This window comes from Leptolyngbya sp. 'hensonii' (assembly GCF_001939115.1).
Classification (GTDB): domain Bacteria; phylum Cyanobacteriota; class Cyanobacteriia.
The window spans coordinates 23,788-42,797 of the sequence record NZ_MQTZ01000048.1; the positions used below are offsets into that span (position 1 = coordinate 23,788).

General features: G+C 52.7%; 18 protein-coding genes. 7 read left to right on the forward strand and 11 right to left on the reverse strand.

The annotated features are described in order from the left end of the window. Positions 1-10 precede the first annotated feature (10 nt). Both BST81_RS20235 and xrtO read right to left on the reverse strand, forming a co-directional pair. A complete protein-coding gene (locus BST81_RS20235) occupies positions 11-2,758 on the reverse strand; it encodes a TIGR02921 family PEP-CTERM protein (protein ID WP_075600329.1) in 2,748 nt (915 codons plus the stop codon). Next, entirely contained in the window at positions 2,755-4,257 is a 1,503-nt protein-coding gene (xrtO, locus tag BST81_RS20240) for an exosortase O (RefSeq protein WP_075600330.1), read from the reverse strand. The genes BST81_RS20235 and xrtO overlap by 4 nt, the downstream gene beginning before the upstream one ends. Before the next feature lie 164 nt (positions 4,258-4,421). Here xrtO and coaE point away from each other — a divergent pair, with 164 nt between their 5' ends. Further along, positions 4,422-5,078, forward strand: coding sequence for a dephospho-CoA kinase (gene coaE, locus BST81_RS20245; RefSeq protein ID WP_075600331.1), 657 nt, complete (start codon positions 4,422-4,424; stop codon positions 5,076-5,078). Here the strand turns inward: coaE and BST81_RS20250 are convergent. Then, positions 5,029-6,039 carry a glycerate kinase gene (locus BST81_RS20250; RefSeq protein WP_075600332.1) on the reverse strand — a complete coding sequence of 337 codons (1,011 nt, stop codon included), beginning with the start codon at positions 6,037-6,039 and terminating at the stop codon, positions 5,029-5,031. The two genes, coaE and BST81_RS20250, sit on opposite strands and share 50 nt — an antisense overlap. A gap of 196 nt (positions 6,040-6,235) precedes the next feature. Continuing rightward, complete coding sequence (locus BST81_RS20255; RefSeq protein ID WP_075600333.1) at positions 6,236-6,568, reverse strand: DUF565 domain-containing protein; 333 nt, start codon at positions 6,566-6,568, stop codon at positions 6,236-6,238. Between the two features lie 2 nt (positions 6,569-6,570). Between BST81_RS20255 and BST81_RS20260 the strand changes: the two genes are divergently transcribed. Genes BST81_RS20260 through BST81_RS20270 form a run of 3 tightly spaced genes read left to right on the forward strand, consistent with a single transcriptional unit; the run spans position 6,571 to position 8,072 of the window. Continuing rightward, positions 6,571-7,131 carry a hypothetical protein gene (locus tag BST81_RS20260; RefSeq protein WP_075600334.1) on the forward strand — a complete coding sequence of 187 codons (561 nt, stop codon included), beginning with the start codon at positions 6,571-6,573 and terminating at the stop codon, positions 7,129-7,131. A 49-nt stretch (positions 7,132-7,180) separates the two neighbouring features. Then, a complete protein-coding gene (locus BST81_RS20265) occupies positions 7,181-7,444 on the forward strand; it encodes a hypothetical protein (RefSeq protein WP_075600335.1) in 264 nt (87 codons plus the stop codon). 43 nt (positions 7,445-7,487) lie between these two features. Beyond that, positions 7,488-8,072 carry an aspartyl/asparaginyl beta-hydroxylase domain-containing protein gene (locus BST81_RS20270; protein ID WP_075600336.1) on the forward strand — a complete coding sequence of 195 codons (585 nt, stop codon included), beginning with the start codon at positions 7,488-7,490 and terminating at the stop codon, positions 8,070-8,072. A 31-nt stretch (positions 8,073-8,103) separates the two neighbouring features. On the opposite strand, the gene BST81_RS20275 is transcribed toward BST81_RS20270, so the two are convergent. Both BST81_RS20275 and dapF read right to left on the reverse strand, forming a co-directional pair. Next, complete coding sequence (locus BST81_RS20275) at positions 8,104-9,729, reverse strand: C39 family peptidase (protein WP_075600337.1); 1,626 nt, start codon at positions 9,727-9,729, stop codon at positions 8,104-8,106. Positions 9,730-9,795: 66 nt separating this feature from the next. Further along, a complete protein-coding gene (gene dapF / locus BST81_RS20280; protein WP_075600419.1) occupies positions 9,796-10,647 on the reverse strand; it encodes a diaminopimelate epimerase in 852 nt (283 codons plus the stop codon). A 174-nt stretch (positions 10,648-10,821) separates the two neighbouring features. Here dapF and BST81_RS20285 point away from each other — a divergent pair, with 174 nt between their 5' ends. Next, positions 10,822-11,037 (forward strand): RNA chaperone Hfq, encoded by a 216-nt coding sequence (locus tag BST81_RS20285; protein ID WP_075600338.1) that lies wholly within the window; start codon positions 10,822-10,824, stop codon positions 11,035-11,037. Between the two features lie 140 nt (positions 11,038-11,177). Here BST81_RS20285 and BST81_RS20290 read toward each other — a convergent pair whose 3' ends face one another. After that, positions 11,178-11,450: a YciI family protein gene (locus BST81_RS20290; RefSeq protein WP_363080503.1), complete on the reverse strand. Its 273-nt coding sequence runs from the start codon at positions 11,448-11,450 to the stop codon at positions 11,178-11,180. A 167-nt stretch (positions 11,451-11,617) separates the two neighbouring features. Here BST81_RS20290 and BST81_RS20295 point away from each other — a divergent pair, with 167 nt between their 5' ends. After that, positions 11,618-12,283 (forward strand): CHRD domain-containing protein, encoded by a 666-nt coding sequence (locus BST81_RS20295; RefSeq protein WP_075600340.1) that lies wholly within the window; start codon positions 11,618-11,620, stop codon positions 12,281-12,283. Positions 12,284-12,348: 65 nt separating this feature from the next. Here BST81_RS20295 and BST81_RS20300 read toward each other — a convergent pair whose 3' ends face one another. Then, the gene (locus BST81_RS20300; protein WP_075600341.1) at positions 12,349-14,625 is read right to left on the reverse strand and encodes a cellulose synthase catalytic subunit; all 2,277 of its coding nucleotides are present in this window, start codon (positions 14,623-14,625) and stop codon (positions 12,349-12,351) included. A 541-nt stretch (positions 14,626-15,166) separates the two neighbouring features. Here BST81_RS20300 and BST81_RS20305 point away from each other — a divergent pair. Further along, on the forward strand, positions 15,167-15,901 hold the full coding sequence (locus BST81_RS20305; protein ID WP_075600342.1) for a DUF4079 domain-containing protein: 735 nt from the start codon (positions 15,167-15,169) through the stop codon (positions 15,899-15,901). Positions 15,902-15,939: 38 nt separating this feature from the next. Here the strand turns inward: BST81_RS20305 and BST81_RS20310 are convergent, their stop codons facing one another. From BST81_RS20310 to BST81_RS20320, 3 genes are all read right to left on the reverse strand, one after another. After that, positions 15,940-16,287 carry an iron-sulfur cluster assembly accessory protein gene (locus BST81_RS20310; RefSeq protein WP_075600343.1) on the reverse strand — a complete coding sequence of 116 codons (348 nt, stop codon included), beginning with the start codon at positions 16,285-16,287 and terminating at the stop codon, positions 15,940-15,942. Positions 16,288-16,289: 2 nt separating this feature from the next. Then, entirely contained in the window at positions 16,290-16,670 is a 381-nt protein-coding gene (locus BST81_RS20315; protein ID WP_216351409.1) for a phosphomannose isomerase type II C-terminal cupin domain, read from the reverse strand. Between the two features lie 273 nt (positions 16,671-16,943). Next, positions 16,944-18,704, reverse strand: a complete 1,761-nt coding sequence (locus tag BST81_RS20320) for a phosphodiester glycosidase family protein (RefSeq protein WP_075600345.1) — start codon at positions 18,702-18,704, stop codon at positions 16,944-16,946. Positions 18,705-19,010: the final 306 nt, after the last annotated feature.

The window sequence follows — 19,010 nt, forward strand, 5'->3', positions numbered from 1 at the left end:
TTTGTTTTTGCTACAGGCTCGAACCCAATTTTCGGCGATAGCGGACGATCAGAACCAGCCCGATCGCCACCACAGCCAGCAACAGCCACTCTTCCGGTTCTGGCACTCCCGATACTTCAAACGGCTGACCGGGTTTCGTCAATTGTTCCTTGCCCGTTTCCACTTCCCGATCGAACCGATCTTTGCGGGCCTCAGCCTGCTTCAGGGCCTCCCGCTGAGCATCATTCACCAGCACAATCATGGAGGAGTAAGGGGTGACAATTTTGTAGGATTTGGCGATCGCATGCATGGCATCCAGTTGGGCCAGTTGTCCGGCCTGACTGACCTCCCGACTCAGACCCACAATCAACTGTCGGGCTGCGATCGGAGCAAAACCACTACTGGATGCTGCTGTTGCCTGTTCCACCTGACCAGTCAACCAGGCATACCCATCCATGACATTGACTGCTGCTGCTCCCAGAGCTGTTTTTGTGGCCAGTCGTCGCAAAACCTCCTGGGGATCCGTGGAGACGCCGCCATTACTCCCCTGAATCGCCTGCAGGGTAGTGTCATCATATGCTGGGGGCAATTGGCCGCCCAGGTGCACCATCCATAAAGGCGCAGGTACCGCCGCCAGGGCTTTAGCCTCCTTGGACAGTTCATAGCTGCCCTCATCCGTCACCAGGAGAATGGCATCATAGGCCACTTCCTTGCGAAGCCGGTTAAATTGCTCCAGCATCTGCTGCAGTTGCACTGTTCCATAGAAGGTCAGTTTTTCAATTTCAAAGGAGCCCAGATTGTCAAACCGCTGGGGCACCATACCGGGGGAGCGAGTGATGTACAAATCCGCCTGGTTCTGCTTCAAGGCCACCTGCTTCAGCCAGGTGAAGGTTTTGACCAGATCCTGACGGTGAGCCCCCATGCTGCGGGAGCTATCCACAACGATCGCAAACCGCTTCCCGTTGGGCAGGCGATAGTCCCGATCGGCCAGAGGCTTCACCGTCATCTGGTAATTGTCCGCCAGGCTGATCTGGTGCAGCAGGGGACGATGATTCGAAGCGGGCAGAAATGCGGGCAGCCATTCTTGCCGATCAACCTTTACCTTCTTGCCATTCAAAATCCGTTCGGTTCTACCCGTCCAGAACGCATTCCGCTTTTCCCCCAACTGAGGCATAGCCCAGCCTGCATCCTGCCGCATGACTTTGTAGGTTAACCACAGATGCAGTTGCTGCTTCTGATCCCAACGGGTAACCGCCTGTCGGGGCACGGGAAACGCCCGCAATCGATAGTGACGAGGCCCCACCTGTTCCAGGAGAGCCGGATCTACCCGTCTCTGCACCTGTTGATTGTAGACCTCCTGAGCGGCTCCGCGCGGAGACACCACAAAGGGATAGCGATCGTCCAGCTTTTCACTATTCCCCAACCATAACCCTGTAATCACCGCACTTTCCGGCAGGGAGAAGGAGTAGAAAACCTCCTGCTCATCATTGGTTTTGTTTTCGTAGACCTCATAGAGTTCCACATCAGCCCAGTCCCTCTGTTCTGTCACCGTTACCCGCTGTTGCTTCACCCAGACCGTTTCCTGGTTAATGCTAATCAGCCCAGCCTTGGCCTCACTGCGGTTATAGGTCGAGGTCAGGGCATGTTGAATTGCTTTGCGTTCAGCCTTTTGAATCGGAACATCGAAAAATTCCTCATATAGTTTTTCGGCCCGATCGTCCTCGTCATTAGACCCCTGATACAGGAAAGGAGACATAAGCTGGTTATAGCAATCCTGCAGAAAGCGGGCTTCGGGTCGGGCAAGATGGAAGACCGATTGGTACATCTGCTCGATGTGGTTGTTATTGCCGGTCGTGCTGAGATAGCGATAGGGCAGCAGATAGGCATTCAACAGCCCTCGACGCACTGATTCGGACTGGGTCAGCAGGGTCTGCCGATTTTGATCCGTGTTGGCCAGGGTTTTCAAGGTTTGGAATGCCTGGAGTTGGGGCTGTTGCTGCAACATCCAGAATAAAATCATCCAGACAGCAGCCGGGGCCACGGTTCCGATCCAGGTTTGTAACCGCCCTTGGTGCTCCAGGGAAGCCAGCATGACCCGCCGCCAGGACTGGACATAGAAGGTAGACAGGGCAAAGGGCATGATCACAAACAGGGTTGCCGTGAAGAAGAACAAGACCACACTCAGGGGCAACCACCAGAGGGTTTCCAGGGGACGGGAGATGAACATCGAGAACAGAGCCCCCAGCCATTCAAACTTAAAGAAAGCCTGAAGCAGGACCCAGCCGAGGGGAATGGCATAAAAAGCAAACAGAGCCCCAGCAAACAGGCCGACCCAGAGCATCAGACTGTGCCCGATCAATTGCAATCGCCCCAGGCGAGGCTGCTCAGCCCTGTAACCATAGAACAACTCCAGCAGAAAAATCACGATACAGGCCAGAACTGTCCACAGCACCTGGGCTGAGGCAGGTGTCACTTCTCGAATCAGGAACAGGCGAATCAAACAGAGGAAAAACAAAGGGGCTTCCACCCCATAAAACAGTCGCATCAAGTGCAAGGGACGCCTGAGGAAGTAAAACAAGCCCAGAAAGGTACAGAGGGTCGGCACAGCCATGAGCGCCAACAGCGTCAGGAGAATATCCACAGGGACCAGACCCAGAAACCCGTCAACGATGAGTGGGGGAGCAATCAGCGGCAGAATACCCAGGTAAACGATCGTCGAGAAAGTCAAATTCCAGGACCAGAAGATCAGGTGTCCGAGGATAGGAAATAGCTGCTTCATAGCTGTGCTCCAGTAAGGCTTTGGCGAACAGTTTGGTGAATCGTCGTGACGAAGGATTGCAAGCGGGAGTCTGTAGGAGAATAGGTTTGATCAAACAGAATGGAAACCAGGAACCAGCGGCGATCGCGCTCAAACATCTGGCTCCAGATCCGCGACAAAAAATTGTCCGTTGTGCGTTGAGCAGATTGAAACCAGTAGGCTGCCGATAGCTGATCCTGCTGCAGGGAAAGCCAGCGAGCGGGCAGATCGGGAGCCAGTTGCCGTACTTCCATCCGATCGACCCTCAGCCCATTCCCCACGAAACAGAGTTCTGGAGCATGGTAAGTACTCCAGTTGGTTCCACCCAACACCAGCAGGGAGCCAGACAGACCTTCAGTCGAAACAAATCGACGTTTCTCCGTCACCAGAGCCGATCTGCTAGCAAACAGACCTTGCTCAGCCTCAGTCAGGGGGATGGGATGAGAAACCATCTGGGTTGGCCAAACCAGGGGAGCAATTGGGAGGGTTGAACGGGAGGCACTGATCCCCTGCAAGAGTAATCCCTGAGCCAGGATTGTCGCTAGCAGACCGACCAGAATCAACCGCTTGGGATGCAGAATCTGGGCAGGAGATGCGATCGCTGCTACAATCTGGCGATCCTGCCGGGGCACCCCTTGTAAGGCTCCCCAACCCAACCCGCAGGCAGCCACAAACCCCAGTAATCCCAGGGGCACATGCAGCAGATGAGCCACTTGGGGCTGCTTCAACACAGCCGTAATCAGGACCAGCAAGAGCACTCGCAGTAGATTGGCCGAGATCAACAGAAACAGGGTCAGCCCCCAGACCAGCAGCCAGCGAACACCCAACCACCGATGCTCCAGCCAGGTCGCAGCCAGCAGAAACAGGCTTCCGGTCCACAGGCTCTTCATGCCACTGCAGGGACTATCCACATGGGCAATGCCGTTCTCCAGCAGAATAATGTCATGGGAGGAAACCGCCGCCACCTGCCAGAGGGAAAGCACATGCTCGACCATTTGAGCCGTCAACACTCTGGCCGGAAAACCCAGGCCGGTGCCAAATTCTGAGCTAAAGGGCAGCAGGCAGGCAACCAGGAGTGCTACTGGCAGCCCTCTGTGCCAGAGAGTAGGTGGCATAACTAGCCCCAGCAAGCCATAGGTGCCGATCGCAAACAGCAGAATGGTCATCTGGCGTAGATCGAGCAACCACTGGCAGCCGATCGCCAGGGTGGAAGATCCCAGCAACAGGGTCAGGGGCAGGAACCGCAGGGTCAACGGTTCTACCCACGGAGTTGGGGAGTGCTGCCGCGATCGCACCAGATAAAATCCAATGGCGACCAGCAGCATCCCAGCCAGAATCAGGTGGGACTGGGATCTCCATTCCAGGGATCGCAATAACCACTGCAGGGAGGAAAAATTGGCCAGGAACCAGGCCAGGGCAAGCAGACTAAAAGGAAGCCAATTTTTCCAGATGTTTAATCTGGAGGGAACAATAATCCGCATGGAAGTCCTTCTCTGAGGAGCAAAATCAGCCAGATGGCGGTTGTGTTGATGGAAAAAGCCGGTTTTTACTCCATGCTCAGTTGTTCGTTTTTGGCAGGTCAGGGAGAATCTTTAAAGAAACTTTAGATTGGTTATCCTCAAATTGGGGGCGCAACAGAGGCTGCATGAAACGGGTTATTGGTCTGACAGGTGGTATTGGCATGGGTAAAACCCTGGTTTCCCGCTATCTGGAGGCGGCCCACCACCTACCCATTCTGGATGCTGATGTTTATGCCAGGGATGCTGTAGCTCCGGGTTCTCCGATTCTGGCTACCATCGTAGCTCGCTATGGAGCTGAGCTCTTGCTGGCAGACCAGACCCTAGATCGGCGGCGTCTGGGCAGCCTGGTTTTCAACGATCCTGCCGAACGGCTCTGGCTAGAACAGCAAATTCATCCCTATGTGCGCGATCGGTTCCAGGCAGCTCTCAGCGCTGAGGTCTATCAGCAGGGCACCACGATCGTCCTAGTGATCCCACTCCTGTTTGAGGCCGGGATGACCGATCTGGTGACAGAAATCTGGGTGGTTTACACCTCCAGAAAGCTCCAAATTGAGCGACTCCTGCAGCGGGAATTGGGAGATGGCTCGGATGGGAACTCCCTAAAACTGGCAGAAATTCAGGCTCGAATTGACAGTCAAATGGCGATCGCGGAGAAAATAGGGGCTGCCGATGTTGTTCTGGAAAATTCCTCTACCCCGGAGGCGTTGTATGCCCAGGTCGATCGGGCCTTGTTCAGGGGTTCCCAGGGCGATAGATCCGCCCCCAGGAATGGTCTGGATTGATTTCAATTACCAGGTTCGCCCGATCGGGGGACTGGATCAGGGGAGGGAGGAACAACTCGGGATGGAGCGATTTCCAGAAATAGGTGACGAACTGCTCAATTTCTCGATCGGTCATGCCAGACTTCCCTCTAGCGATCAACTGGTGTTCAGCCTGCTGCCGCCATGCCAGACTGAGACGGTAGTCTACCGGGAAGAGGACCATCAGTAAATCCAGTTGATCCCAGAGGGGCAGGTAGTCCTGCAAGCTGGTATTCATATCACGAGCAAAGGTTCGATCGGCCTCAGTCACGATCGGGAAAGGTGGATGCAGAAAGGCAGCCGGATCGATCGGTTGGACGCCAACAAACCATCCCTCAAACAGCAGGATATCGATCCCCTGGACCAATTCAGGAACAGTCCGATCCCCCTGGCCCCCATGGAGCGACTTATCAAATCGGGGGACGGCAATCTCAGCCAGGGGATGAGCATCCCGCAACCTTTCCAGGATAGTCAGCCCCAGGGAAATGTCGTGGGTTCCGGGTGGCCCTCGCCAGATTAAGCGGGGATCGCGATCGCGCAGGGCCTGACGATCCTCATAGGTTTTGTAGAGGTCGTCCAGGGAAAGACTGAGGCTACGATAGCCCAAATGCTGCAGAATCAGGGTAAGCACCCTTCCCAGCGTCGTTTTACCGGTGCCCTGCCCCCCCAGAATCCCCTGCACCAGGAGTCGATTTGCCGCACGCCGATGATCTGCCAGTTTTAGCGCCAGGGGTAGCCAGGTATCCCAGAGCATGGCTGAGACATTGAGGTTGAGTTTGAGGTCGTCCTGACAGAGGTGGAGAATCGCCGGATAGATAGCTGGAAAGATCTGCAATCGTTGTTCTAAGGTCTGGTTGACATTCTCAAGGGTGATTCCAAAAGCTTGAGCCCGTTCCTGATCCTGCAAAAACTGAATCTTAAGTTGTTGTAAATCCACCATCATGAATCGCTTTTAAGGAAATTGATGATATAGAATATGGTTCGACAAAGAATAAGAGTCTTTTCTATAATTTCTATATGTGATGACTACTTATTGGTTTTTATATGTTATTGACTAAGTGTAATTGCCCCTCAGTAATTGCACTTTTTGGCTAAGTTAGATCCTTTTAGTTTGCCGCTGGGCTTCTCGGGTAAGTTAATTAACTGGCAAGTTTCAGCGCTTCTAGAAACAAGCCATAAGTCAGGCCAATTTTTAAACTATTGAGCATCGTCAATAGGAAAGGAGAGCGGCCCTCCTTAAGGTTTGCGTAAATTATTCGATTGCATATTTCGACCCCGACAACCAGGATCAACGCCACCACGATATCCCATCGGGCTGCTTGTCCTGTAGAGGTGGGGATAGCAGACCCTAAGAAAAAGCCAAACAGCAAATTCAGTCCTAACACCGCCAGACGCCGCCAGGGATTTTGAAGAATCTGCTCAATGCGGCTGGTGATGGTCTCCATCAAATTATTGAGCCGGGTATTTTGCATAAATGACACTTGCCTTGTGGGGTGAAAGAAAAGCCGTGAGTACAAAATTTATAACCTACCCCGCGATCGCCATCTCTGGAACCTTGATGGTCGGTCTGGTCGCTTACCTATTAGCCAAACCTCAAAATCCTCCTCAAGTCAGCTTTGCAGAAGAAGCCCTGCGATCGGGGGAACCTGTGGTCGAAATGACCGATCCGGCAAGACCAGCAGTGGCTTCTGCAGTTGATCGAACTGCTATGCCCGATCAAGGCAATCTCCGCATCAGCAACCGAACTGATCACCCCATCCGGGTTGCCCTACGGCAAATTACACCCCAATCCACCAGCAATCCACCAGCCCTGGGAAAACCGGTTCATTGGGATTTTGCCCCCCAGGAAGGGAGTGGCAAAGGATTATTGCTTTCTCTGCCCCAAGGTGGGTTGACCCTGAAGCAGGGAGACATTCTGGTTGCTTTTGCCCAGGATGGTTCCCGTACCTATTGGGGACCTTATGTCGTGGGTAAAACCAATCAACCACTCTGGAACAATCAAGCCAGAGAATGGCAATTGACGATAGAACATTAATGGGTTGTAAAATTCTTTCCAGGAGTTGCCTGGAAAGGAATCATTGTAAATGAGTGAGACGGATCAACCCTTACCTGAAACCCCGACTTCCAGCAGTGGACCCATCCCCCTGTCTCCCCCCCCCCGAAAGCCGAAGCCCGAAAAAGTAACCCTGGGAGAGGCGATCGCCCGGGGCTGGGATTGGATCACTTTTAGTTGGCAAACCCTGCAGCGCCTGGGTGGGCCAGGAGAAATCTTTAAATCTCTCTCCACCATTACAGGCATGATGGTGAAACGGACCCTCATTCAATGGGGTGTACTAAAGCAGAAATAAAACAGCGTACAATCAATTTTGATTTAAGTTCTGAATTTCTAGCGTGTTTTACAATTCTGCTGACTTTGCCTTTGTCACAACCCTGGAATCTAACTGGGAAGCCATTCGGAGCGAACTTAACCAACTTCGCCAGGGAGATTTCATTCCCTGGCCAGAGAAGTATCTCTATGGTAAAGGCTGGGATACCTTCGGGCTCTACGCTTTCGGTGTAAAAATTAGCAAAAACTGTAACCTCTGCCCGGAAACGACCCGTCTGGTGGAAGCAATTCCCGACTTGGTCACTGCCGGATTTTCATCCCTTGCTGCCGGAACCCATATTGAGCCCCACACTGGCTATCCGGATGGCTTACTCCGCTGTCATCTGGGCTTGATTGTCCCTCAGGGCTGTGGCATCCGGGTCGGAGAGGAGATCAGAACCTGGACTGAAGGTCAATGCATGGTCTTCGATGACACAGCCGAACATGAAGCCTGGAATCAGAGTGGCAGCACCCGCGTGGTCCTCCTCCTAGACTTCAAAGCCCCTTCAGGTCTACTTCCTGAGCCTTCAGAGGTGGAAAAACTGGAGGCTCAGGGAAATGGGGGGTTGCGATCGATCCTGAAGTTATTCCCCAAGAAGGCATCCCCCTGATTCAAGCCCGGAGACGTTGCGAGCAACGCCTCTACTGGGGACGGGAGATGAAATGGGCCCACACACCACCATCTGGCCCCGCTTTCTGATCCACATAACTGTAGGGATAGAGTAACTTGCGGCCCTCCATGTTGGTGTATCCGGAGAGGGCATCCCCCCAGGGATCATTCACCAGATAGCCCAGGGGCGTATAGCCCACCAGGGTCACAATGTGACCACCATGGGTAAACAGCCCTCCCAGTACCACAGGGCGTCCGTTTACCAGTTCATCTCGAACCTGGGACCAGCGGCGGGTCGTACTGAAGCTGGTATTAAACCCATAGGCTTTAATCAACTGGGACAGCACCATATTATCGGTCTGACTCCCCTGGCCATAGCGATCGAAACACCACTGCAACAGTTCGTCCTCCAACTGGCCGCCCTGCTGAGACCGCACGCCGTAAAAGTACATGACCATGCCAATGGCCGTCACATTACAGGTTGCCCAGGAGAGGCGGGGGTTGTCCCGCTGAGAAAAGTAGGGGACATTCAACTCCACCGATTTTGGGGCTGGATTAAAGATCTGACTGCCTCGCTTCATCCGAATATGGTTGATATACAGGTAACCTGTATTGCCAAAGTCAGGCAGGTTTTCATTCAGGGCCAGTTTGATGTGATCTCCTGTAACGGAATACCCCACAACCCCGTAGATCCCACCCTTGGGCAACATCACCTTTTCCCGATCGGACAGGGTATTCGACTGAACAGGACGTTTTTTCAGCAGGGTGGTCTGCAAAATCGTCAGATTGATGGCATTGGGGGTAAAGCCCACAATCCGGCCATCCTTCTTAATCTGAACATGTTGCCAGTAGACATAGCCAGTTTTACCAAAACCAGGAATTTCCTCCTGCAGAATTAAGCGGAAATGACCTGAAATAGAGGCGAACCCTATGATCTGCAGCACCAAGCCCTGAATCAAGGGAGTCTTCTGGCTGTCGGGCAACTGGGAGGAATCTATCGGCTGGGTTTTCAACAATGTCGTTTGGGTGACCAGAACCTGACCGATTAACGGGATATCCGCAACGTCCTCGATATCAAACCGAAGTACCTTAGGGCCTTTACTTAACTGAACATGGGGTTCATAGAAAAAACCAAATTCCCCGATCGGGGCGATCGGGGGGGAAAGTAGCAATTTCAAGTGGCCATCCACAAACCCATACTTGGTCACAGTAAAGGTTTTCCCGGCTTCCACAGTCACTTTTTGGTCCGCCTGGAGGGTAGATGAATCAGCCGGAACGACTTTAAACAGGGTATCTTGCAACACTTTCAGAGTCAGCGCTTCTCCAACCGTCATTGGGTCAGTACTGACTGTGAGATAGATCACCTGATTAGAAACTACTTTGCCACTTCGATTCGTTCCTTTGAGCCGGAGCCAGCGCTGCCCTCCAGTCTTAAATCCCTGGGGTAGGTTCACCTGCCAGGTTTTAGTCTGGGTATTGATCACCACAGTCAGAGCAAACTTATCTTCGGCCACCAGAGAAATCTGGGCTATCTGGGCAGGGTCAAAATTACCCTTCAGGATTATGGGTTGGTTAATCAGGACCTCTCTGGGGCCGAGGTAAGTCAGGGGCAATAGGGTAGATGCACTGTTGGGAATGGAAGAAGCAGAGTCGGTCATAGTTCTGGTCGAAAACTACGCTTCAATACTAATACTTCATTTTCCCATTGTTGGAAATTGGGGGGACTATCCGATCTGCCCTACAAAGACCTGTTCTGCTGGACCAGTCATATACACCCGATCGTCTGCGGCAGACCACTCGATCAACAGGAGCCCCCCCGGCAACTCCACCGTTGCCCGTCGATCGCAACGGCCCGTCATCACCCCCGCGACCAGGGCAGCACAGGCTCCAGTACCACAGGCCAGGGTGATGCCAGCTCCCCGTTCCCAGACTCGCATCTTCAGATAATCCGCTCGCACCACCTGGATAAACTCCGTATTGGTCCGTCGGGGAAACCCAGGGTGATGTTCAAACTGAGGTCCGATCTCTGCCAGCGGGATCACAGCCACATCCTCCACGAAAGTAATGCAATGTGGATTGCCCATACTGACACAGGTAACGGCCCAGGTCTGCCCAGCTACTTCCAGGGGCTGATTCACCACGGATCGATCGGCCACTCCCAGCGTAGTCGGAATTTCACCCGCCAACAAACGGGGCTGCCCCATATCCACAGTCACCTGACGATCCGCTTCCAGTTTGGGGGCAATCACTCCGGCCAGGGTATGAATCCGATAGGACTGGGAAGGAGAAGTCTGCCCGTCCCGGGTTTCCAGATCCGACAAGAATCGGGCCAGACAGCGAATTCCATTGCCACACATCTCCGGTTCAGAGCCATCTGAATTAAAAATACGCATGGTGTAATCAGTCCCATCCTGACCAGGCAAGGCAAAGATGACCCCATCGGCACCGATCCCAAAATGGCGATCGCACAGGGCTACCGCTTGCTCTGGCGTGAGGCAGGGGACTGGTTGATGACGATTGTCTATCAGAATGAAATCATTCCCTAGACCGTGATACTTCGTAAATTCGATGCCCATAACTTCTCCTGTAACCATTTGCACTTGAATAGAAGTCCCATGAACCCCTCAAAAACAATTATCTGGCTCGTTTTGGGGGGCACAGGTAGCTGTTGCCACTTGAGCGCGAAGCGCTATATATATGGATGAAGTGAAAATTGAAATCTCAAGCAAAGTTCTGTAGAAGGAATCGTCATGTCCCTAGAGCTAGAAACCGGATTACCTAGTGTACGCCTCATTCAAAACCTGATTCGAGAAGGTAAGGAGGTTGAAATCCAACTCGTAACCGGCAATAAAATATCTGGCAAAATTCGCTGGCAAGATCCCTACTGCCTCTGTCTGAGTGACACAGCAGAGCAAACGACTCTAATCTGGCGGCAGAGTATTGCTTGCATTCAACTAAAATCCTGAAGCAGGAGAACTGATATTCATTTCAGTTAAGACGCCCTGCATGCAACGCTCATAACACATTTTGCCTGAATATCACTCTCCTCTGAACAATCGTAATGGATCAATGACGCCACCAGTTCCTGAACTGGACAGGCATGGATTCATTCAACCACAATCCGCCATTCGTGAAGCTGGTACTTGACGCAACCATGCTGGATCAGCGGATCCCGAGCCACGATCGCCTCCGCCTCTTCCAGAGAACTTGCCTTGAACAACAGCATCCCTCCCCCTCGTCTGGCCCAATATCCGGTTCGGGCTTCATGGCCCTGTTCAATTAGCGTCTGCACAAAAGCCTTATGAGCTGGGACATGCTGATCAAAGGTAGCTTTTTCCACAATTCCTTCTTCGATTTTGACAAACCAGGGCATAGGCATTGTTCACAGTCTCTGTTACTAGAATACCGCCCTAAAAGGTCCGACTTTCATTCTGATCTGGGCTCCTCAGATAGATCCAAACGACTCATCCTGGCGTAATTGAAGGTGGGTTCAGATCAACATAGAGAGGAACTCGCGCCAACCATCTTTGTCACTAGGAGAGACCTATGAACCGAACCAGACGACTCTTCAATTTTGTGTTGGGCAGCCTAACCTGCCTGTTACTGATCAGCTTCTCAATTCCTTCTCTGGGTAAAACCCTGACTTCGATCGGGCTCCGAAATAACCCCGACATTTTTAGTGCCTCTGAACTGACCCAGATTGCCTCGGCTCAAACGCTGATTAACCAGCATCTGGACTCAAACTGGCAAGCTGCCGAGTCTGTTTTAGTGGCTCAGGGAATGATGGAGAGCTCCACAATGAAACGCTACCGGGTCATGCTGACTCGGGATAAGGTGGTGGGTAGTGCCCCCATGACTTCTGCCTTTGGAACCGCAGGGGCTGTACTGGTGGGCAACCGCTTGGTTCTTCGGGGAGATTTTAGTGGCCTATCCAGTGCATTGCGAGACTATGGCACAGACCCGGTCAGCCCACCTAACCCCAATATTACGTCTGCGGTCCATATTCATCGGGGAGCCACGACTGAAAACGGGCCTTTCCAGTATGCCCTGAAGGTGATGCTGAATCAGGGAGGACTATCTGGCCGTTTTGCAGGTGAGTATACCTTGAGCGATGAACAGTTGCAGGCCCTGGAGGGAGGCAAACTATACATGGATATTCACACGAAACAAAATCGGGCCGGGGAACTGCGAGGTCTGCTCCAAGCGGTTTAGGTCTGGTGTACGGCAGAGGCGCAGAGGATTGTCTCCCTATCTCTGCGCCTCTGGGTCTTTCTGGCCTAAACCTTCGCCACTGAAATGGGGCTGATATCGATATTGCGATCGAACAAAATTCTGGGCCGGAACAGGACTCGAAACAAAAGCAGCAGAGACTGAAATTCTCCCGGGGTTTCATGGCTTTTCCATTGTCCCGGACGGCAAAACAGCATCTTCACCAGGCAACGCTGTTGGTCCAAACCCAAAGAATTAAACAATACACGAACAGTCGGGAATTCTCCCTCAAAACCGCTACGAATCACGATTCCCTCCAGGTGCAGAGACTCTTCCAGAATTTCTAGCGTTACCGGTAGGGTTTCTGCTGCCACCATTTCCGGAAACCCTGCCTGGGTCAGGGCAACTTCTGCCCCCACCTCTGACACCATGGTGGTAACCCCCCAGAAGATGCCCTCTCCAATTTGCAACCGCACGGTACGGCGCAAATCAAACCATTCGTAGGGACTGGGCTTGGGCACGTCAATCAGAATCAACAGGGCAATGCCAATCATGATCAGGTTATAGGCACTCCAGAGCCAACCAAGGCCAACTCCTTTCGCCTGCAGGGCTACTTCTGGGGGCACGGTCAATTGCCAGGCTCCCTTAATCAAACACATGCCCAGGTTGAGCCACAAACTGACCGCCGTCACTCCAAACAAGAGGATGAGAGGAATCGCCAATCCCCAATTGAAGGAAAATCGATCGCTGGAAGTCCCCTTGGGCGTTACCTTGAAACCCTTTGAAAAAGGATTCACCATCACCTGCAATACGGTCAGAGCCAGGGGGAAGGTCAAAGCCAGAGAGTAAATGTCGGAGAGCAGGGCCGATCGACTGCGCCCATTCAGCCAAGAAAAAACACTCAACTGCACCACATAGTAGGGCAGGAAGAAATACATCAATTCTGGAGCCGTGGCCCGCAGCGGAATCACATTCAGAAAAGAATAGGCCAGGGGAATCACCAGAAAACCAATGCGGGGAAAACTGGAAAACCAGTGCAGCAGACCCTCCAGATGAGCCAACCGTTGCAGGGGGCTCAACCCTCGAATCGTCAGTGGATTGGCTGCGATAAAGAAAGCCTGTAATGTCCCTCTGGCCCAACGCAACCGTTGAATCGCATGGGCGGTGATATTCTCAGCCGCCAGGCCAGCACTGAGCTTTTCTTCCAGATAAAGTAACCGATAGCCCTGGGCTGTGAGCCGAATGCCCGTGAAATAATCTTCACTCACGGAGTCGGTCACAAATCCACCTGTTTCCTGCAAAGCAGACCGACGCACCACAAAAGAGGTTCCAGAACAGATGACGCTGCCAGCCCCATCTCGAATTGGCTGGATTTGCCGATAGAACACTTCTTCCTCTGGGGTGAGGATATTCTCTAGACCCAAATTCCGAGAAATTGGGTCCGCGTTATAGAAGCTCTGAGGGGTCTGAATCAGGGCGATCGTCGGATCCTGAAAAAAACCAACGGTGCGGTTCAGGAAGTTTTTAGTCGGGACAAAATCAGCATCGAAAACGACAATCAGATCCCCATGGGTTTTACCCAAAGCATGGTTCAGGTTGCCCGCTTTGGCATGACGATTATCTGGACGAGTTAAATAGTGGCAACCGAGTTCCGCTGCCAGCGCTTCCATCTCGGGGCGACGGGTATCATCCAGCAGGTAAACTCGCTTGTCCGGATAGTCGATCGCCTGACACCCTATCACTGTTCGCCGCAGAATGAACGATGGTTCATTGTAGGTGGGGATCAAGATATCCACCGAAGGTCTGAAGGTCCCTTCCAGGACAGCCACCGCAAATTGATCCGCCTCCCGTCGCCGATCCTTGACGTTCAGCATCAATGTCAGTTGAATAATACCGCCCGTCAGCATCAGCAATTCCAGCCCAAACAGCCCAATGCTGAAGCTGCCATTCAACGGCGTTGTCAAATTCAGGGTATAGACCCGCCAGGTAATGTAGCGAATCGTCAGGGCCAGCAGCATCGTTATGACCACGAAGCGAGACCAGGGCCGGGGTTGGGGTGAAACCCACATCACCCCCAAGGCAATCACCAGCAGAATCACGGTGGGAGCAAGCAGGTACTCTCCGGCCACCATTGGGACCATCAGCCAGAGGGGAGGATGGGTCAGAATCGCTTGTAACTGGTTAAAAATGCCACTGATTCGCCCTTCGCCAGCAAACCATCCGGCAACAATCAGTCCAGACAAAACTACGACAGATAACAGAATGATCGTAGCCAACCTGGGACGGGCCATAGAAGGAGCCCTGCTATTCTGGCTCGTTAGGCCACTAACCTGAGAAACTGCCATCTGTTGCTCCTGATAAAGAGATCGGGTTCAATCGATAGAAACATCCCCAACGGACTCATACCCCCTCCCTTTCCCGCACAGGCGTCGCTTGTAGAGGAGGCAGATTATGGAAACACACTTTCAATTGGTATCACTTCTTCACAACTACTTACGTGATCGTGAGCCAATCGGATTTGGCCAGCCTGTATTTCATCCCACTTAGGAACGAGAATTAAATAAAGTGTCAAACTCCTGATTGCCCTCACCCCCCTGCCCCCTCTCCCAAATTTGGGAGAGGGGGAGGGGTTGGGGGTTGGGGGTGAGGGCTGAAGAAATCCAGGTTATTTAATTCCCGTTCCTTAAGTAAAATCTCCAGGGGCGAGATCTCTGACTGCTTGAAACAGTCGCAGATCTAAACAGCAGAAGTTGATTTAACCCTTTACAATCCGTTAGAAACCAGTAAATTGCTTAGCCCGTATACTAATTTGTTTCTAGTTTACGTCGGACTCTCTTCGAGGTAACAATCTTGTCCCGTCGCCTGTCTATCTGCCCATGAGAATGTATGGAATTCAGAGATTTTCTTAGCCTGATTCATCCTGCCCTTGCCGTTTCTTTTGTGTTTCCCCTGATTGGAATCGTTGTCTATTATGCACTTCAGACTCGCCAGCGCCGTTTGCAAACGGCTGCACAGGGAAAGAGTCGTATTCCGATCGGCGTCGGGAATGAACACCTGAAACTGGGACGCTGGTTAACCGGATCCGTCGTTGGCATTGCCCTCATTGGGCTGGCTCATCCCATTTTCAAAACACTTCTGGAGACGGAAGCGTTCACCAAAACTCCTGCTAAAGCTTTCTTCATTGTCTTGATGTTCATCTTGACGATCGCGTCTCTGGTACTTCTGTACAGAGCTCATAGCCGGGTCTGGCGGGGGGTTTTTGGCTTCCTCTCTGGAGCAGGGTTGGTTATTCTGGGCTGTCAGGATGGGGTGTATCGGCTCACAGAAGAATGGTACTGGTCCCACTATTACTTTGGGATGGCTGCTGCCCTATTGATGATTTTTTCACTGGCGATCGTTCCTGATATTTACCAGGATCGCTCTAACCGGTGGCGGATCATCCACACGGTCTTGAATACGATCGCTCTCTTGTTATTCATTGGCCAGGGCATGACCGGCACCCGGGATTTGTTAGAGATCCCGTTAGGATGGCAGGAACCTTACCTTTACCAGTGCAATTTTGACAAAACCTCACCCGAATATCGAACCTGCCCTAATTTGACGCCACCGCCCAAATCGTAAAATCCAAGTATTATCGCCCGTTTCAATAGGCAACGTCTCTAGGGCGTGGGTGAGGTTTCCGCGACAATACTAAATGATCCCCCACAATCGCAATGTTTGGCAGCGTTTGGATTGTGGAACCGAAAGGCTCCCCCCATCAGATCTTCGGAGTAGTCCAGGGTCAAACCATCCAGATAGGAGAAACTTTGAGCGTCAATCGCAATCTGAATCCCCTCAGCATTGTGGAGCCGATCGTCGGGAGCAGCAGATTCAACAAACTGCATTGTATAGGAAAGCCCTAAGCAGCCCCCAACCTGAACACTGACACGGAAAAATGCGTCTGACTCTACATTGCGAGACTTCAGACGCATGACTTCTTTAATTGCAGTTTTACTTAAATGAATCATTCCTACTGGGCGCGAGCGTAATCATCCTGAAAGCGGATGATATCATCTTCCCCTAAATACTCGCCGTTTTGAACTTCAATCAAAACCAGGGGAATAACACCAGGATTTTCCAGGCGATGTTTGGTGCCTTGGGGAACATAGGTTGACTGATTGCTAAAGACAATCACCTCTTTATCATCACAGGTCACCCGGGCTGTACCAGAGACAACAATCCAATGTTCACTGCGATGGTGGTGCATCTGCAGGCTCAGACGATGGCCAGGCTTCACTTCAATCCGCTTAATTTTGTAACCCCGTCCCTCTTCCAAAACCGTGAAAGAGCCCCACGGCCTCAATTCTGTCGCCGCAACTCCTCTGGCAGCACCCAGAGGTAGGGACGGCAGCGCGTACTGGGGAACTTCTTGAAGCTGAGCCACAGTTTTTCTCCTTCTAGTTAAAATATTTAAGAGCCTGAATCTTGAGAAATCTGGAAACGGGCTGTTCTGTCGGTGCCATTTTCTCAACCTTAGCAAATACACCTAAGTAGAGCGATGAATTCCGTCTGAATCGAGTTGATTTACATCAAGTCTTCATTTGCAGCCGGTTTTGCTTTAATTTCGCTTTAAGGAAAAGCGCTGAAGGGTTGACGGGTCAGGGCAGTCATAACCTGATCCCAGCTACTTGGGGGGGGGCTGCCAGAAAACCCCAATGCCATTATGAACCCGGGCTACCGATTGGGGAGAGCGATTCAGTAACCACCCGCCCAAATAGAGACTGGTGGAACTGCCACCATCCAGGTTCAGGGCATCCACCGCCCCCAACTGTTCCATCATGCGGGCCATCTCAGTCAGGGTTGGCCCTGCCTGATAGGGCTGACTTTGAACCGCTACCAGTAAGAGTTCCCCCGATACAGTCCGACCGATCGCACTGCGAACTGCAGATTCTCGACTGAAGGCATCACTAAACTTCTCTAACTTAGGGTCCAGGACAATCTGACGGTTCTGGATCAACAATGGACCTGCCCCCAAAATCTGCGGAAAGCGCAGGACATCTTCCGGTTCTGGACGACTCTCCAGCTTGACCAGACTCCCGATCGGAAAGGCATCCACCGCGCTCTTATTCGAGCGCAGGGTAAGCAGATATCCATCAGGAGGAATCGGAAAGGCCGTCTGTCCGGCTGGCCCGCCCTGGGCATAGCCAATCACCTGCTGGTTTTGAATCCCGATCAAAATCTCGTCATTGACAATCGGGGTATAGGTGGTGCCCCACTCTAAGGTATAGCGAGAGATACCAGCCTGGACATAGCCACTATTCAAAGTCAGGACTGGAAACTGTTTACCATCTGCGGTCGTGAGTGTTTCCTGCAAACTGAAGCGACCGATCCAGATTGCCCCAGTCTGAGTCCAACCGATCGCCCCCCGGTTAAGGATGGGGCCAGACACCCAACGACCATCCCGACGAATCACCCCCAGGGGCAGTTGGGTGTTACGGTTGAAAAATCCGCCGTTAATGGCAGCGATCGCCTGCTGACGTTGAGCGGTGGTCAGTAGGGGACCCGTTCCAACCAGGGTCTCGGTATCGGTCCAGAAGGGCTTCACCGTTAGCCCAGGTTGGCGCAGATTGAGGGCCAGCCAAATGACTGGGTAATCCATTTCCCCGACACGCAGGGTTTTCTGCTGCCACCGTAGACCTGGAGCCCAGGCAATATCCCGGGGCGGCAGGGGCAATGGACGGGTATCAATCACCAGCCGGGGAGGATTAGCCAGGGTCGTCAGGGTGGGATACAAGCCCGTCGGAACTTTGACCCGCACGATCGTCTGCCCATTGCCCGATTCAACCTGAGGAGCCGGACTGTGCTGCAAGGCATCTCGGGCAATTCCCTCCAGGCTAGGGGCCAATCGTTGCAACAACTCTGGACTGGCTGTAGCAGCCAGGGTAATCACAGCCTCTCCCCCTTGCCAATCCAGTTGCCAGGGGGCAGGCCGCTCCAGGTCCAGGACTACCCGATCGCCCGACGGCTGCAATCCCCAGCTAACGTTGGTCAGACCTGGAGGAACGAGGGTCAACCGCAGAGTTTCCCCCTCAGCTTGAATGTCCCAGCCCGTCTGCCGCAGTAACGCTGTGGCATCCAGAAATCGGTAAGGGGGAGACCACTGCACCGCCAAGGGCAGGGGTGGGGAAAACCATTTCACTGGCTGTTGGCGGAAGTCTCTGGTGTTGAGCAGTTCCAGGCCCAGGAATTGGGCCAGACCGAAATCCGCGATCGCCGTATTCACCTGATCCGCCTGGGCAACCTTACCCCACTGTACCCAGGGGACAGCCTGAGGCCGACCATTGATCACCACCTGATTTCCTCGACGCAACAAGGCCGTCCCTGACTGAGATGGCCCCTGAGCCAGGGAAGATCGACGATCAGATTGGGGAGAGGATGACGCCATTGCAGCACCCTCTCCTGCGCCAGTAGTGAGCAGGGAGAACGCCGCTATCAGCAGGCAGAGGGGAAGTCGGCAGGGGGAAGATTTCCCTAAAAAGAACATGGGATAATTTGAGTTAAACTGGACTGTCAGGAAAATCTAACCTGGTGCGCCACAATCACAGGAACTGAGGAGAATAGATAGAGAGAAGGAAGGGGAATCAGCCCCCTGGCCCATAATTTAGACCAAATCACTAAAACAAAATTTATTGTTCTTCCTGGTATTGTTCCTACCTATAACCCTTTTTGGATTGTTGCTGTCCCATTGGGA

Coding starts and splice junctions, on each gene's coding strand:
- BST81_RS20235 (WP_075600329.1), bottom strand. CDS start 2,758: ATGAAGCAGCTATTTCCTATCCTCGGACACCTGATCTTCTGGTCCTGG.
- xrtO (WP_075600330.1), bottom strand. CDS start 4,257: ATGCGGATTATTGTTCCCTCCAGATTAAACATCTGGAAAAATTGGCTT.
- coaE (WP_075600331.1), top strand. CDS start 4,422: ATGAAACGGGTTATTGGTCTGACAGGTGGTATTGGCATGGGTAAAACC.
- BST81_RS20250 (WP_075600332.1), bottom strand. CDS start 6,039: ATGATGGTGGATTTACAACAACTTAAGATTCAGTTTTTGCAGGATCAG.
- BST81_RS20255 (WP_075600333.1), bottom strand. CDS start 6,568: ATGCAAAATACCCGGCTCAATAATTTGATGGAGACCATCACCAGCCGC.
- BST81_RS20260 (WP_075600334.1), top strand. CDS start 6,571: ATGACACTTGCCTTGTGGGGTGAAAGAAAAGCCGTGAGTACAAAATTT.
- BST81_RS20265 (WP_075600335.1), top strand. CDS start 7,181: ATGAGTGAGACGGATCAACCCTTACCTGAAACCCCGACTTCCAGCAGT.
- BST81_RS20275 (WP_075600337.1), bottom strand. CDS start 9,729: ATGACCGACTCTGCTTCTTCCATTCCCAACAGTGCATCTACCCTATTG.
- dapF (WP_075600419.1), bottom strand. CDS start 10,647: ATGGGCATCGAATTTACGAAGTATCACGGTCTAGGGAATGATTTCATT.
- BST81_RS20285 (WP_075600338.1), top strand. CDS start 10,822: ATGTCCCTAGAGCTAGAAACCGGATTACCTAGTGTACGCCTCATTCAA.
- BST81_RS20290 (WP_363080503.1), bottom strand. CDS start 11,450: ATGCCTATGCCCTGGTTTGTCAAAATCGAAGAAGGAATTGTGGAAAAA.
- BST81_RS20295 (WP_075600340.1), top strand. CDS start 11,618: ATGAACCGAACCAGACGACTCTTCAATTTTGTGTTGGGCAGCCTAACC.
- BST81_RS20300 (WP_075600341.1), bottom strand. CDS start 14,625: ATGGCAGTTTCTCAGGTTAGTGGCCTAACGAGCCAGAATAGCAGGGCT.
- BST81_RS20305 (WP_075600342.1), top strand. CDS start 15,167: ATGGAATTCAGAGATTTTCTTAGCCTGATTCATCCTGCCCTTGCCGTT.
- BST81_RS20310 (WP_075600343.1), bottom strand. CDS start 16,287: ATGATTCATTTAAGTAAAACTGCAATTAAAGAAGTCATGCGTCTGAAG.
- BST81_RS20320 (WP_075600345.1), bottom strand. CDS start 18,704: ATGGCGTCATCCTCTCCCCAATCTGATCGTCGATCTTCCCTGGCTCAG.